This is a genomic window from Glycomyces tenuis DSM 44171 (assembly GCF_000427885.1).
Lineage (GTDB): Bacteria > Actinomycetota > Actinomycetes > Mycobacteriales > Micromonosporaceae > Glycomyces > Glycomyces tenuis.
Genome location: NZ_ATYW01000009.1, coordinates 139,151 through 153,337 on the forward strand (window position 1 = coordinate 139,151; position 14,187 = coordinate 153,337).

At 70.5% G+C, this 14,187-nt stretch carries 14 protein-coding genes; 8 read left to right on the forward strand and 6 right to left on the reverse strand.

The features are described from left to right. Window positions 1-227 precede the first annotated feature (227 nt). Together YWW_RS0112270 and YWW_RS0112275 are read right to left on the reverse strand one after the other, a co-directional pair. Window positions 228-2,336: a catalase gene (locus YWW_RS0112270; protein ID WP_026930353.1), complete on the reverse strand. Its 2,109-nt coding sequence runs from the start codon at window positions 2,334-2,336 to the stop codon at window positions 228-230. A 116-nt stretch (window positions 2,337-2,452) separates the two neighbouring features. After that, on the reverse strand, window positions 2,453-3,412 hold the full coding sequence (locus tag YWW_RS0112275; RefSeq protein ID WP_026930354.1) for an SDR family oxidoreductase: 960 nt from the start codon (window positions 3,410-3,412) through the stop codon (window positions 2,453-2,455). A gap of 147 nt (window positions 3,413-3,559) precedes the next feature. Here YWW_RS0112275 and YWW_RS0112280 point away from each other — a divergent pair, with 147 nt between their 5' ends. Continuing rightward, a complete protein-coding gene (locus YWW_RS0112280) occupies window positions 3,560-4,402 on the forward strand; it encodes a helix-turn-helix transcriptional regulator (protein ID WP_245595408.1) in 843 nt (280 codons plus the stop codon). 60 nt (window positions 4,403-4,462) lie between these two features. Here the strand turns inward: YWW_RS0112280 and YWW_RS0112285 are convergent, their stop codons facing one another. Together YWW_RS0112285 and YWW_RS0112290 are read right to left on the reverse strand one after the other, a co-directional pair. Then, complete coding sequence (locus YWW_RS0112285) at window positions 4,463-5,044, reverse strand: hypothetical protein (RefSeq protein ID WP_026930356.1); 582 nt, start codon at window positions 5,042-5,044, stop codon at window positions 4,463-4,465. 80 nt (window positions 5,045-5,124) lie between these two features. Next, complete coding sequence (locus YWW_RS0112290) at window positions 5,125-5,349, reverse strand: hypothetical protein (protein ID WP_211228533.1); 225 nt, start codon at window positions 5,347-5,349, stop codon at window positions 5,125-5,127. Between the two features lie 82 nt (window positions 5,350-5,431). On the opposite strand from YWW_RS0112290, the gene YWW_RS34070 reads away from it, so the two are divergent. Beyond that, the gene (locus YWW_RS34070) at window positions 5,432-5,911 is read left to right on the forward strand and encodes a MarR family winged helix-turn-helix transcriptional regulator (RefSeq protein WP_051325716.1); all 480 of its coding nucleotides are present in this window, start codon (window positions 5,432-5,434) and stop codon (window positions 5,909-5,911) included. Window positions 5,912-6,206: 295 nt separating this feature from the next. On the opposite strand, the gene YWW_RS34075 is transcribed toward YWW_RS34070, so the two are convergent. Both YWW_RS34075 and YWW_RS0112310 read right to left on the reverse strand, forming a co-directional pair. Next, window positions 6,207-6,773 carry a helix-turn-helix transcriptional regulator gene (locus YWW_RS34075; RefSeq protein WP_162145943.1) on the reverse strand — a complete coding sequence of 189 codons (567 nt, stop codon included), beginning with the start codon at window positions 6,771-6,773 and terminating at the stop codon, window positions 6,207-6,209. Between the two features lie 302 nt (window positions 6,774-7,075). After that, complete coding sequence (locus YWW_RS0112310; protein WP_026930358.1) at window positions 7,076-7,819, reverse strand: MBL fold metallo-hydrolase; 744 nt, start codon at window positions 7,817-7,819, stop codon at window positions 7,076-7,078. A gap of 129 nt (window positions 7,820-7,948) precedes the next feature. Between YWW_RS0112310 and YWW_RS37765 the strand changes: the two genes are divergently transcribed. The 6 genes from YWW_RS37765 (at window position 7,949) to YWW_RS30005 (ending at window position 14,109) form a co-directional block, all read left to right on the forward strand. Then, window positions 7,949-8,080, forward strand: a complete 132-nt coding sequence (locus YWW_RS37765; RefSeq protein WP_281170998.1) for a hypothetical protein — start codon at window positions 7,949-7,951, stop codon at window positions 8,078-8,080. 104 nt (window positions 8,081-8,184) lie between these two features. Then, on the forward strand, window positions 8,185-9,462 hold the full coding sequence (locus YWW_RS0112320) for a YcaO-like family protein (protein ID WP_051325718.1): 1,278 nt from the start codon (window positions 8,185-8,187) through the stop codon (window positions 9,460-9,462). Further along, window positions 9,441-10,028 carry a hypothetical protein gene (locus YWW_RS0112325; protein WP_155830152.1) on the forward strand — a complete coding sequence of 196 codons (588 nt, stop codon included), beginning with the start codon at window positions 9,441-9,443 and terminating at the stop codon, window positions 10,026-10,028. The genes YWW_RS0112320 and YWW_RS0112325 overlap by 22 nt, the downstream gene beginning before the upstream one ends. Continuing rightward, complete coding sequence (locus YWW_RS34080; RefSeq protein ID WP_155830153.1) at window positions 10,025-11,680, forward strand: hypothetical protein; 1,656 nt, start codon at window positions 10,025-10,027, stop codon at window positions 11,678-11,680. The genes YWW_RS0112325 and YWW_RS34080 overlap by 4 nt, the downstream gene beginning before the upstream one ends. A 12-nt stretch (window positions 11,681-11,692) precedes the next feature. Further along, a complete protein-coding gene (locus YWW_RS0112335) occupies window positions 11,693-12,340 on the forward strand; it encodes a nitroreductase family protein (protein WP_026930362.1) in 648 nt (215 codons plus the stop codon). After that, on the forward strand, window positions 12,337-14,109 hold the full coding sequence (locus YWW_RS30005) for an ABC transporter ATP-binding protein (protein WP_051325719.1): 1,773 nt from the start codon (window positions 12,337-12,339) through the stop codon (window positions 14,107-14,109). The genes YWW_RS0112335 and YWW_RS30005 overlap by 4 nt, the downstream gene beginning before the upstream one ends. Window positions 14,110-14,187: the final 78 nt, after the last annotated feature.

The window sequence follows — 14,187 nt, forward strand, 5'->3', positions numbered from 1 at the left end:
GATGCTATCACGAATATATGTGCTGACCTATATGAGACAAGGCATATATACGGGTGCGGTGGACCCCGCTCGAACGGCGTTTCGGCGAGGGGCCCGTCAAGGCTTGAGCCGCCTTCGGCTTCCCTGTGCGGGGGAGAACGGTGCGACGGCCGCCCGCGGCGTCCACGAGGCTCACCGAGTACGGTCATCGGCTTCACGGATCGGCGCGCCGGTCGGCGGCGAGCCGGCTAGGCGGCGACGTCGTCGGTGCGCCTGGTCCAGCAGCGGTGGTCGGCGATCTGATCGGCGAACGAGTCGAGGAACGCGGTCGGCAGCTCGGCGCCGTGCGCCGTCGTGGTGACCACGCCCTGATCGACGACGGGGTCGGTCCCCTCGGCATAGGCAGTGCCGACGCGGGCCGCGCGCAGCACCTTCAGGCCCGCCCCGAACGCGGCGACGGCCTTGGCGTGCTTGTACGCCTCTGCCACGAAGTGAAGCGCTCGGCCGTCGCGGCCGAGCGCTTCGGCGCTGTCGGGCCCGCACGGGACGGCGACGGCGTCGTAGAGGACCGACGCCATGGTCGGGAGCGCCCGGTCGGCCTGGACGTCGTCACCGGCCCCGGCCCGAATGGTGCCGTCGGTGAGGCCGACGACCTCGGGGACGGCTCCCCGTCCGCGCAAGTCCTCGACGAGGCGGGCGAGCCCGGCGCCGTCGACGCCGTCCGCGGCGAGGATCGCGATCTTCCGGGTCGCGACGTCGCGGACGCGGTCGGTGATCTGCGAGAGCGCCGGCGAACGCTGCCCGTGGTTGGGCCTGTCGGTCTCGGTCGGCGCCGGCACGCCGATGCCCGCGGCCACCCTGCGGGCGAGGTCGAGGTCGATGTGGCGCAGCTGCTCGACGACGCGGACGCGGATGTCGTGCCTGGTGACCTTGCCGAGTTCGAAGCGGTACGCGGCGACGATGTGCTCGGCCTCGACATCGGTCATGGAGTTCCAGAACAGCGCGGGCTGGCTGTAGAAGTCCTTGAAGCTCTCCGAACGCCTGCGGATCTTGGCGCCCTCGACCTTCTCGGCGTAGTGCGTGTAGGCGCCCTCGCCGCCCGGTCGCGGCCGGTCGCCGCTGATCGAGTTCTTGTTGTAGGACGTCTCCGAGGTGTGCACGCGGTGCTGGCCGTAGCCGTCGCGCTGGTCGTTGTGGACTTCGGCGACGGGCCGGTTGACCGGCAGCTGCGCGAAGTTGGGGCCGCCGAGTCGGATGAGCTGGGTGTCCAGGTACGAGAAGTTGCGGGCCTGGAGCAGCGGGTCGTTGGTGAAGTCGATGCCGGGCACGACGTTCGCGGTGTGGAACGCGATCTGCTCGGTCTCGGCGAAGAAGTTGTCGGGGTTGCGGTTGAGCGTGAGCTTCCCGACCGGCCTGACGGGGACCTGCTCCTCGGGGATGATCTTGGTGGCGTCGAGCAGGTCGAAGTCGAACGCGAACTCGTCCGATTCGGGGACGAGCTGGACGCCGAGCTCCCATTCGGGATAGTCGCCCGCCTCGATGGCGTCCCACAGGTCGCGGCGGTTGAAGTCGGGATCGGCGCCGGCCACCTTCTGGACCTCGTCCCAGATCAGCGAGTGCGTGCCGAGCTTCGGCTTCCAGTGGAACTTGACGAAGGTGCCGCGGCCGCCCGAGTCGACGAGGCGGAAGGTGTGGACGCCGAAGCCCTGCATCATGCGGTAGCTCCGGGGCAGGGCCCGGTCGGACATGAGCCACATGATCGCGTGGAGCGTCTCGGGCTGGAGCGACACGAAGTCCCACAGCGTGTCGTGGGCGGACGCGGCCTGCGGGATCTCGTTCCGCGGCTCGGGCTTCACCGCGTGGACGAAGTCGGGGAACTTCACGCCGTCCTGGATGAAGAACACCGGGAAGTTGTTGCCCACGAGGTCGTAGTTCCCCTCCCGGGTGTAGAACTTCACGGCGAAGCCGCGCACGTCGCGGACGGTGTCGGCCGAGCCGCGCGAGCCGGCCACGGTGGAGAACCGCACGAACACGGGCGTGGTCCGGCCCGGGTCGGTCAGGAAACCGGCGGTCGTGTAATCGGCCAGCCAGGAGTCGTAGGGCTTGAACTCGCCGTAGGCGCCCGCCCCGCGGGCGTGGACCACGCGTTCGGGGATGCGCTCGTGGTCGAAGTGAGTGATCTTCTCCCTGAAGTGGAAGTCCTCCATCAGGGTCGGGCCGCGCTCGCCGACGGTGAGCGCGTCGTCGGTGTGGTCGACGCGCACGCCCTGCTGCGTGGTGAGGGACTGGTCGTCGTCGACGGCTCTGACGGCGTCGAGCTGTTCGTCCTTGCTGTCGCGGGCGGCATCGTGGGCCATTGCGCATCTCCCCGTCGGCGCTCATGGTGATCGGGCGATCACCTCCATGCCCGTACACGGTAAACGGCCCAGGGCCGGGTCCGAGCCGTTTCGGGCCAGCCGCATGCGAGGGCCGTTCACCGGCCGCCGCTCTCGGCGTCGGCATAGGACACCTGCGTGAGTTCCTCGGAGACCCGCCAGATGCGCCGGGCGTCATCGAGGCCGCGAATGCGGGAGTAGAGCCGCTGCTCTCCAGGGGAGCCGCCCAGGTGGCCGGGCCCGCTCGGCCCGTAGAGCCGGCCGCTCCTGGCGGCGGGGGAGCTCGCGGCGTAGAGCGCCGGAAGCTGCGCGGTCTCGACCGTGCCGACGAGGATGCCGCGGGCCGACATGGCCCGGATCACGCGCACGCCCATCGTGTCCTTCTCGCGCCCGACCTCGGGGCGGGCGGAGAGCAGGCTCGTCGGCGCGACCCCCGGATGGGAGAGGTTGCTCGTGACGCCCCAGCCTGCGGCCCGCGACCGCCGGTCGAGCTCGAGGCCGAAGAGCCCGAGCGCGATCTTCGACTGGCTGTACGCGCGGAAGGCGTGATAGGACCGCTTCCAGTCGAGATCCTCCCAGTTGACGGCGTGCCGCCTCGCCGCGACGGAGATCTGCGAGGTCACGCGAGCCCGTCCGGCCCGCAGGAGCGGCAGCAGGCCCGCCACGAGGGCGAAGTGCCCGAGGTGGTTGGTGCCGAACTGCAACTCGAAACCGTCGGCGGTCGTCTGCCGGTTCGGCGGCGTCATGACCCCGGCGTTGTTGACCAGGATGTTGATCGGCCGGCCCTCCTTTCGCAGGGTCTCCCCGAGCGCCGCGACCGAGGCGAGCGAGGACAGGTCGAGTTCGCGCAGCGACACGGCCGCGTCCGGGTGCCTGCGGCGGATCGCGGTGACGGCGGCCTCCCCTTTGCGCGTGTTCCGAACCGGCAGCAGCACCTCGGCCCCGGCCGCGGCCAGCCTCGCGGCGATGCCGAGTCCGATGCCGTCGCTTCCCCCGGTGACGACGGCGAGAGCGCCGGACAGATCGGGGACGGTGATGTCGATCGTTCTGCGTGGCATGGTTGCGCTCCTGAGTGTCGTGCCTGCTCCTCCATCGTCCAAGAACTCGGCCGCCGTCGTTCAGGGTCGCCGTATCCGGGGATCGTCGATCCGTGGATACGGCGGTGATCAGGCGGTAGAAATGGGGCGGTATCCGAGGAGGCGCGTATGGTGATCGACCGGACCGGGCTCGCGGAGTTCCTCCGGCGCCGTCGGGACTCGCTGCAACCTGAGGACGTCGGCCTGCCGCGCGGGCCGCGCCGCAGGACCAGCGGGCTGCGGCGGGAGGAGGTGGCGCAGCTCTGCCACATGTCGACCGACTACTACACGCGGCTCGAGCGGGAGCGCGGCCCCCAGCCGTCCGAGCAGATGATCGCCTCGATCGCGCAGGGCCTCCGGTGCTCGCTCGAGGAGCGGGACCACCTGTTCCGGCTCGCCGGACACAACCCGCCCGCGCGCGGCTCGGTCGGCGACCACATCGGCCCCGGCCTGCTCCGCATCCTCGACCGCCTGTGCGACACCCCGGCGGAGATCGTCACCGAGCTCGGCGAGACCTTGCGGCAGACACCGCTCGGCGTCGCGCTGACCGGTGACACGACCGGCTACACCGGCCCGGCCCGCAGCATCGGCTTCCGCTGGTTCACCGACCCCGCCTCGCGTCGGATCTACCAGGCCGACGATCATCCGTTCCTGTCGCGCATGTTCGCCTCGGGCCTGCGCGAGGTGGTCACCATGCGGGGGCCGGGCTCTCGCGCCGCCCACCTCGCCGAACTGCTGCTGGCCCGCAGCGAGGAGTTCCGAAAGCTCTGGAGCGAGCACGAAGTGGGAGTCCGCCCCAAGGAGGTGAAGCGCTACCTCCACCCCGAGGTAGGCGCGCTGGAGCTGAACTGCCAGCGGCTGTTCGACCCGGACCACGGCCACTCGCTGCTCGTCTACACGGCCGTTCCCGGCAGCGAGAGCCACGAGAAGCTTCAGCTGCTGTCCGCCGCCGGGGTGCCGACGGCCCGCTGAACGAGCGCGAACGGACCGCCCCCGCGGTGTCTCGCCCGTCGGGCGGCAATGCCCTGGATCCTATGCGGGGACCGCCTGGCGGCGGGTGGTGATGACGGCCGACATCGTCGCGGCGAGGGCCAGTATGTATCCGGCGAAGAGCCATGAGGCGGGCCGCCAGTCGGTGATGGTGAGCAGCGTGATGACCGCGCCGATGCCGATGAGGGGGTAGAACATGACGTGCTCGGAGTGCGGGTCCCTCCACGCCTTGCGGACGGTGGGGACGGCGGCCGCGGCGTCGGCGAGGACCACGAACAGCACGGCCAGGCCGGTGTGGCCGAGTCCGAGCCAGGCGGCCAGGGCGACGACGGCGGTGGAGCCGCAGGCGAGGTCGAAGGCGCTGACCTTGACGGCGCCGTGACGGCTGAGGAACGAGGCGGTCAGGACGATCAGCGGGCTGATGCCGGCGCCGAGGGTCTGCACCGCCGGGAGCCCGATGCCGCCGTCGAGTTGGGCGAAGAAGCCGATGAGCGGCGCGGCCGCCCACAGGGACCAGGTGACGCGGTTGGGGCGGGCGCGCCCGGCCAGGGTGGCGCGAGCGTAGTGGACGCTGCCGAACAGCGACAGGACCGAGCTGAGGAACACCCAGTGCGGATCGAGCATCCGTGAACCCTACGTGATCGTTCCTCTGGTTCCCTCCCGTCGCGCTTCTCGCCGTCCCGCCGACAGGGACGCGGCCCGGTTCAGCGGCGTCGCCGCCAGGGCGCCGCCAAGACGGCCAGCCCCGCGAGGAATGCGACCACGCCGGCCGCCAGCCAGCCGCTCGAGCCGCCGGTGACGGGTTCGCACTCGGCGACGCACAGGATCGGCTGGATCTCCAGCAGCGCCGCGCCCTGCGCGATCCACAGCAGCCCCAGTGCGCTCACGACCGCGCCCGCGGACAGTCTCAACGCTCTACGCCAGTTCACCGATGCACTTCCTCCGGGTCGACGACAGTTCCGCCCGACCGGACCAAGAAGATCAGGCTACCTTATAAGGTAGCCTGATAATATGACCGACGCCAGTACGACCGAGCGGGCGGCCCTGCTGCCGCAGGTGATCATCCAGGCCTTCGACCTGGTCCTCGATGAGCTCTACCGCCATCTGGTCGAGACGGGCCACGACGACCTGCGGCCCACCCACTGCCTCAACGTGTTCCGCTTCATGGACTGCGACGGCACCCGTCCCGGCGTCCTCGCCGCCAGGGCCGGGATGACCCCGCAGGCGATGGGGGAGCTCGTGAGCTACCTGGAGCGGCGCGGCTACGTCCGGCGCGTCCAGGACCCGGGCGACGGCCGCGGCCGCATCGTGGTCTACGCCGAGCGCGGAACCCGCGCCGCCGAGGTCGCCGAGTTCTTCTTCGCCGACCTGGAGCGGCGCTGGGCCGTCGTCGTCGGGGCCGAGCGCCTTGACGAGATGGTCGCCGTGCTCGCGCGGGTCCTCGAGTCCGCGGCTCGGTCCGAGACCGAGTCCGGTCCCAGCGGGCGTTGAGGCGATGCCGTCGAGAAGGGAAGCGGCGCAGCGGTCCGGACCACCCGAGACCATCGCGGGATCAGCGCTCGCGGGCGGGGGCGCGGTGGGAACGCCGCATCGCTCCCGGGAAGCCCGGTGCTGTTCGGCCGAGGTCGCAAGAGGTGTTCGGGCCGGGGCTGAGCGTGTCCATCACGGGCGGATGGAGTACCGGGCGACGGTGCGCCGTCGTCCGTTGCGGAGGCCGGTCGGTGCCAGCACCGTCCGAGGCCCTAAGCCGGGATTGCAGGTGTCGTGCGCCGGGAGGCGCGGGATCTCATGGCAGCAGGCCCCGCCGCATGGCGATGGCCACGGCGTGGGCGCGGTCGCGGGCGTCGAGCTTGCGGTACATCCGCTTGGCGTGGGTCTTCACCGTCTCCTCGGAGATGAACAGATCGCCTCCGATCTCGGCGTTCGACTTGCCCTCGCTCATCGCCGCGAGCACCTGGAACTCCCGCTGGGTCAGCGTCGCCCCGGTCGGCTGCGAACGCCGGCGGGGCGCCGCCACGGCGAGACCGGCCAGATTCTGGCGGGTGAACATCAGCGCCTGGGAGAACGCGACCAGGATCTCGTCGGTTCCCCGCGAAACCGCGCGCAGCACACCCAGCGCCCCGGCGGCGGCCACCGTCGCCGCCGTGCGCGGATCGGCCACTCCCGACAGCAGTACGGCGGTGTGCGGGAAGCGGATGCGGACGGCGCGGACGAACCGGGCCGGGTCGGGCGCGACCAGGGCGACATCGGCGAGCACCATGTCCACCTGGCGCCGCGCCAACTCGACGAACAGCGCCGGCGCGCAGTCCACCGCCCGGACCATCGGGGTCAGGCCCATCCGGCTCGCGCACATCGTTATCGCCTGTCCCGCCCGCGGATCCCGTACATAGACCAATACGGTTTTCACATCATTGTGCCTTCCTGAGGTCGTTCGACCGCCCTCGACCGTCGAGGACGCTGATGCAGCGGCGTCGACGCAGCGGAGCGACCATCCAGGGCCGGACGCGGGGCCGCCCTCGGCACCCGCCACCGGATTGACGACCATCATTCATGCCGCCGCATCATGAATGGCATAACGAGGCTCATGCGTCACGGTTACGGCGAAGACGTGCCATCCGATAGTGAACTTTGGACACCGCTTCCCCGGGCGGCGGCTCAGTCGAGGTCGATCACCATGCCGGTGTCGGCGATCGCGACCTCGCCGTCCCACGCCCGCCCGGCCGCCTCGATGAACGCCTGCGGCTCCGATCCGGGCCACAGATGGGTCAGCAGCAGGCGGCCCACACGCGCCCGCGCGGCATGCCCGGCGGCCTGCCGCGCGGTGGAGAGCTCCCCGGCGAGGTCCGCGGGCATCTCCTCGGCGTAGGTGGCCTCGGCGATGAGCACGTCCGCCCCGCGTGCCAGCTCGGCGATCACGGGGCTGGGCCCGGTGTCGCCGGTGTAGACGAGCGACCGCCCGCCCCCCTCCAAGCGGATGCCCGCGTTGGGCCTCGAATGCGGCAGCAACCGGGTCGTGACGTCGAACGGGCCGATCGCGAACCGTTCGCCCGGGTCGAACTCGTGGAGCCGGTAGGCCTCGTCCAGCATCCCGGGCCGGTCCAGCGCGAGGACCGCCGCGAGCTCTCCGGGCGGCGCGTAGAGCGGCAGCGCGGGCGGCGGGGTGTCGACCATGGCCCTGGCGCGCAGCAGCGGATTGAGATCGGCGCAGTGGTCGGGATGCCCGTGGCTGAACAGCGCCGCGTCGACGCCGTGCGGCGCCGAATGCTCCAGCAACCGCGGGAAAGCGGCATGACCGAGGTCCATGACGAGCCGGAACCCCTCGTGTTCGACGAGGAATCCGCTGCAGCTCCCACCGGCCGACGGCCACGCGCCGCAACTCCCGAGCACCGTGATCCGCACGGCTTCCACTCTACGACCGACGCCGTGCGGAATCCGTGCAGGCCCTGTGCGTATCCGGCACAAGATGCTTCCGAGCGGTGCTCCACGCGGACACGGAGCGCCGCCGCTCGCAACGAGGAGGATGCCATCGTGGACAAGCTCGAACAGGAACTCGACCTGCAGATCGAGGAAGAGGACGCCGAGATGAGTCCCGACGTCAGGGACGACAATGGTGATTGCTGTGCCGGCTGCGTCGGTGACTGCCACACTCGGGTCCCCTGAGCACCGGCACGACATTCGGGGCCGGCGCGCCGGCGGCGTCAGCGCGGCCCCGAACATCCCGATCGACATCGTTCAGAACCGGACACCGAAGCGGAAGGGGCGCAATGGAGGTTCTCGAGTCGCTTGAGAGGCTGGTGTCGCCGTTCGGGGTGGTGTCGGCCGTCAAGTCCTCCGTGGGGTGGAGCCCGGAATCGCTTCACGGATTCGCGGGGACCGTCGGAGTGCTGCCCGAGGACCGCGGGGACTCCCCGGTCGCCTGCGCCGGCCGGTCCCTGCTGTCGCCGGACGACGCGAGACTCAAGGCGATCGCGGAGGGGGCCGAGCGATACGCTGCGGCCGACATCCTGGGGGAGGAGCGCGTTCGGCGCTCCGGCGACGACGTCCGAGACGACCAGGACTTCCTGGAGCCGTGGAGGTACCCCGCCTGCTCGCCGTCCGAGTACGGCGACCCGAGATGCCCGCTCAGGCCCTTCGACGGCGCGCAGCCGATCCGCTGGTCCCCGGGCGTCGACATGCGAAGCGGCCGAAAGACCTGGGTCCCCTCGACGATGGCCACGTACCAGCTCGGCGATAAGACCGAGTCCGAGCGGTTCTCCTATGACATATCGACCGGTTTCGCGGTCCATACGCGACCGGACGAGGCCGCTCTCAGGGGCCTGCTGGAGGTCGTCGAGCGGGACATGGTGAGCCTCGTCTGGTTGCAGCGGCTACGGCTGCCGCTGGTCGATGACGACGCCCGTTCGGAATCGGTTGTCGGTCTCATCGCGTGGCTGCGGCAGCGGTTCGTCGAGACATACCTCTTCGATGCGACGTCGGATCTCAACGTCCCGACGGTCTACTGCCTCTTGACCTCCGAATACGATGACCGATGCTCCCAAGTGGTCGGAGCTGCGGCGGGGCGCCGCATGTGCGACGCGGCGGAGAAGGCCGTCCTGGAAGCCGTGTCCATCATGAGGATCGTGCGAGAGCGCCGAAAGGCCGTCGCCGGGCCCGAGGACATCGGCGATGTCCTCGACGGGGCGAGCTACATGGGTGAACGGACCAGGTCCGGTGCCTTCGACTTCTTGACCGAGGGTGCCGAGAAGCGGCGTCGGCGGTGCCGCGAACCGCTTCCTGAATCGGCGACGGCGGCGCTGAAGACCGTCGTCGACCGCTTGCACCGTCTGGGCTACCGGGCCGTCCGAGTCGATCGGACCGTGAAGGAGCTGCGGGAAGCGGGCCTGACGGCCGTCAACATGGTCGTCCCGGACCTGCAACCGATGAGCCTCGACCCCTTCGCGCAGTTCAAGGCGCATCCCAGGCTCTACGAGGCGCCGGCTCGGATGGGCTACGGAGCGCATGGAGAGGAGGAGCTCAACCCATGGCCGCAGCCGTTCGCGTAGCAGCCGCAGAAGTGATCGCGCTGGACCCGTTCGGGAAGGCGATCGCCGCCGAGCTGGGCCGTCACCGCCCGGTCCGCCGGATCGCCTCGTGGCGAACCCCGGACCAGGTGGCGGGCGAGCACCGCGAACCCCGCATAGTCGCCGGAGGGAAGGACCACCCGAACTGGGACGCCCTCGGCGATCAGGCGATCGCCGACCGGGTCTGCTGGCTTCCCGCGATCCTCAAGGACACGAAGATCGACATCGGTCCCCTGATGCGACCGGGCGGCGGAGTCTGCCACCGATGCGTGCGGACCCGCGAATGGCAGCACGAACCGCATCGACGGACCATCGCGATCCTCAAGGCCGCGGGGGCGGTCTCGGAGCGCCTCGGCTTCCTTCCCGGTCATGTCCGGCTGGCCGCGTCGGTACTCGAAAGAATGCGTTCGGACGACGCGGCGGCGAACCGGATCGTCTCGATCCGGCTGCTGAGCGCCGCGCCCGTCTCGTCGCACACCGTCATCGGTGTCCACGGCTGCGGCACGTGCGCGTCATCGCGGCCCACCGAACCGGATGGAAGGCAGTGAGTATGCGGGCGACGGCGCGGAACCGCCCCTGGAGGCCGCGGCTCAGCCCCGGCGCCGACATCGTCGCGACACCCGAGGGGGCCGTGGTCGCCTCCGGTCCGCGGCGGCTCGTCCTGAAGGGCGCCTCGGCGCCGCTGGTGGCCTCGGAACTCCTTCCCCGTCTCGACGGGGGTCACAGCGTCGAGGACCTCGCCGCGGCCGCGGGCATGGGCGTCCCGCAAGTCGAACTGGTACTCGGCATGCTCGACGAGCGGATGCTCCTCGACTCGGAGCCGGAGCCGCCCGGGGAGGGCCTCACCGCCGAGACGCTCACCTACTACGCGAGGCACCGGCACGCTCTCGGCGCTCACCGCGACACCGCGTCGCTGCTGCGAGCCCTCGATCGCGGCGTCGTATTGTCCGGCGCGACGGGTGCCCTGACCGGCCTGCGGGCGCTGCTGACCGAAAACGGCGTCCGAGCCCATGTGGCGACGGAGGACTGGGCCGAGGAGCGGCGGGGAACCGGCGGGGAGCCAGCACTCGTCGTCGACATCGGACCTCAGGTGGCTTCGGCGCCCACGACGCCGGTCCCGCCGGGCCGAGCGGAGACGCCCCGCCTCCGGGTCCGCCTTTCGGGGACCCACGTCGAGATCGGCCCCTACTTCCTGCCCTCCCTGCCCGGCTGCGACGACTGCATCGACCGGAGCAGACGCCGACACGGCTGGTCGCAGACCGACCACATCGGCCCCCGCGAGGCCGACGTCCACTCCGCCCAAGGTCTGGCGGCGGGCGAGATCGTCAACTTCCTGGCCGGTTCCCCGCTCTTCCTCAAGCCTTACCAGGTGCGGCGGATCGACCTCGAGCGGTGGCACAGCGAAGACCATTGGATGACGCCGTATCTCGATTGCCGCGCCTGCAACGCCGAACCGCATGCCGAACCGGCCGATGACGAAGCCCTGGTGCACGCATACGAACTGGCGCAGGCTCGCCCGCCGCTGCCCGTTCGCACGGACGAGCCGGTGTCGGCCGGGCGGCGGGAGCAACTGCGCGGGCTCGAGCTGGTCCGGGACGCCTTCGAGACGCATCCCCGGCTGAAACTGCCTGAGGTCGACCCGCCGCTGGAGGGGAGGCTCGGCGACCCCGCGCCCGCCGCGGCGACCGGTTTCAGCGCCGATCTGCTCGGCGCCGTCCTGAACCTGGTGGCGGGGTTCCGATCCGAGCCCCCCGGAGAGGACCGCCGATGGACGCCGTCCGGCGGGAACCTCGGCTCGGTCGAGGCTTACGCGATCATCCCGGCCGGTGTGCCCGGGCTTCCCGGAAACCGATTCAAGTACATGGACCTCGGCCACGAACTGCTGGCGGTCACGCCCGAGCCGATCGACTCGGCGAGTCTCGACGCGCTGACCGGACCCGGTTTCGACGCCTCGGAATACGACTGCCTGGTGCTGCTGGTCAGCGACCACCGGCGGATCGCGGAGAAGTACGGCGATTTCGCCGTCAGGCTGAGCCTGTTGGACGTCGGCTGCGCGTCGTCCCAGCTGCATGCCGTCTGCGACGCCCTCGGATGGGACACGGTGTTCGCCCGCGAATGGGCGCCTGAGTTGAACCACGAGCTGCTATTGCACCGGACGGGGCAGGCCATCGCCGCCGTCGCGGGCGTCCGCGGCCGCTGAGAGGAGCCACGAATGCCGATCTTCGCCGAAGACGAACCCGCGGCCGCGGTCAGGTCGATGATGTGGTCGCGCCAAGGGGCGGCGGCCCGACCCCAACGGCGCACCATCGCGGCCGACGCCGGGACGCCCCTGCGCGAGGCGCTCCGCCGCCGTCGTTCCCACCGCGAGTACACGAACGCCCCGGTGCCGGCGGCGCTGATCGACCTGGTGCTGTCGACCGCGCTGCAGACGCACCGAGCGCAATGGGGTGCGCTCGACGACGAGGGAGCCGCCCTGGGGCCGTACCTGCTGGTGCGTGAGGGCCGGGGCCGCGATCCGCTCTACCGGGTGCGATCAGGGCTCGAACGGATCCGCGCGCAGGACACCGGGAAGCTCGCATGCGCATTGGCCGAGCACTACGCGGCGGCGCCGGTCATGCTGCTCATCACCGGCCCGGCCGGTCCCGGCGCGGCGCACCGATACGGCGACCTGCTGACCCGCGCGGGGGCCCTGGGGCACGCGTTCTGGATGGCGGCGGTCGGCTTCGGGCTCGACGGCTGCATGTTCGGCAAGGCCTGCTCCGAGTTCACCGGCTTCCTCCGGCGCGGCGGACGCGATGCGCGGCACCTGCTCACCGTGACGATCGGCTACGGTACGGCGCCCTCAACCGAATCCGCATGAGCGCCGCTCCCGCCGCCGAACCGCAGTGGAACGGGCGCCGCGTCGTCTCGCGGATGGCGAAGCGGTTCCGACCCTACCGGTGGCAGGTACTGCTCTCATCGCTGATGGTCCTGTCGAGTGTTGGCCTCGGTATCGCCGGACCGTTGATCCTGCTGCGCATCGTCGATGAGGCCCTGCCGGAACGTGACCTGGAACTGCTCGCCTGGCTCTGCGGCTCCCTCGTCGGCGTGGGGGCGCTCTCCGGTGCGATGGCGTACTGCCAGTCCGTGCTCACCTCCTGGACGGGGCAACGGGTGATAGCCCGGCTTCGGGCCGACACCTACGATCGGGTCGCGGCCCAGCCGCTGACCTTCTTCGGTCGTGGCCACTCCGAGGTGCAGTCGCGCATGATCAGCGATATCGGAGCCGTGGAGCGGCTCGTCACCACGACCGCCCAGTCGTTCATCGGCTCGCTGGCGAACCTCATCGGCTTCGTCATCGTCATGGTGATCTTGAGCTGGCCGTTGGCGGTCGTCTCCCTGGCCGCCGCGTTCCTGCTCAGCCTCCTCAACAACCGATTCGCCCGACGCAGGAAAGCACTCTCGAAACAGCGGCAGCTGCTGCTGGCCGAGTTGATGAAGCGGCTCGGCGAGCACATGTCGTTCCAAGGACAGCTCCTGTCCAGGACGATGAACCAAGAGGCCGCTCAGCGCGCGAGGATCGTCGCCGGTTGCGACGACATCCGCGACACCGTGGTGAGGCAGGCCATGGTCGGCGCGGCCGCGGCCAGCCTGGTTGCGCTGGCCTTCGCGTGCATTCCGCCGCTGATCTACTGGATGGGTGGAACCTTCTTCGCCGACCTGACGATCGGCACGATCCTGGTTCTGGTCATGATGCAGCTTCGGCTGTCCGGCCCCATCCAGTCGCTCCTGCGGATCAGCGGCAACCTGCAGACCTCCACGGTCGTCTTCGAGCGGATGTTCGAGTATCTGGACCTGCCGATGGACGAACCGGCACCGCGGGAGCCGGCGGGCCCGCGGCCCCCCGCTTCGACCATCCGGCTCCGCGAGGTCTCCTACACGTATCCGGGCCGTGACGGTCCCGCGCTCGACAAGGTCAGCCTGCGTCTCCCCTCCGGGACCGCGACGGTGATCGTGGGTCGGAGCGGCTCGGGGAAGAGCACGTTGGCGATGGTGCTCGCGGGCTTGATGTCGCCGTGCTCGGGAACGGTCGAGATCGACGGCCGGCCGGTGACCCCCGAAGCGCTGCGGCGAATCGTCACCCTGGTGCCGCAGGACCCCGTGCTGTTCGATTGCTCCCTCCGCGAGAACCTCGCCTTCGGAGCGAGAGCGGCTTCGGACGAGGCGATCGAACGGGTCGTGGCCCTGGTCGGTCTCGACCGCATGGTCGCCGCGCTCCCGCAAGGCATCGGGACGCGCGTCGGCGACGGCGGCCGTGCGCTTTCGGGAGGGGAGCGGCAGCGCATCGGACTCGCGCGCGCCATGCTGGCCGACTGCCGGATGCTGGTCGTCGATGAGCCGACCGGCTCGCTCGACGGCATGACCGCTCGGCAGGTGTACTCGGTGCTGCGCGAGCACACCGCCGACAAGGCGCTGGTGCTCATCACCCACCAGGACATCGAGCTTCGGCCCGGAGATCGGGTGGTGTCGGTCTCCGACGGCCGCGCGTCCTATTGCGGGGAGCGGTTTCCAGCCCATGAGCGAATGCACCGGTCAGTGAGCCGAAGCGATGACCTCGGACGCGAATCCCGCCCTCGAGCCTCCTCGTAGGCTCCGTTTCACTCTAACGACCGGCGCCTGCCGGTGTCGGGATCGATCCCGACACCGGCAGGCGCCGGCCTTGCCGTA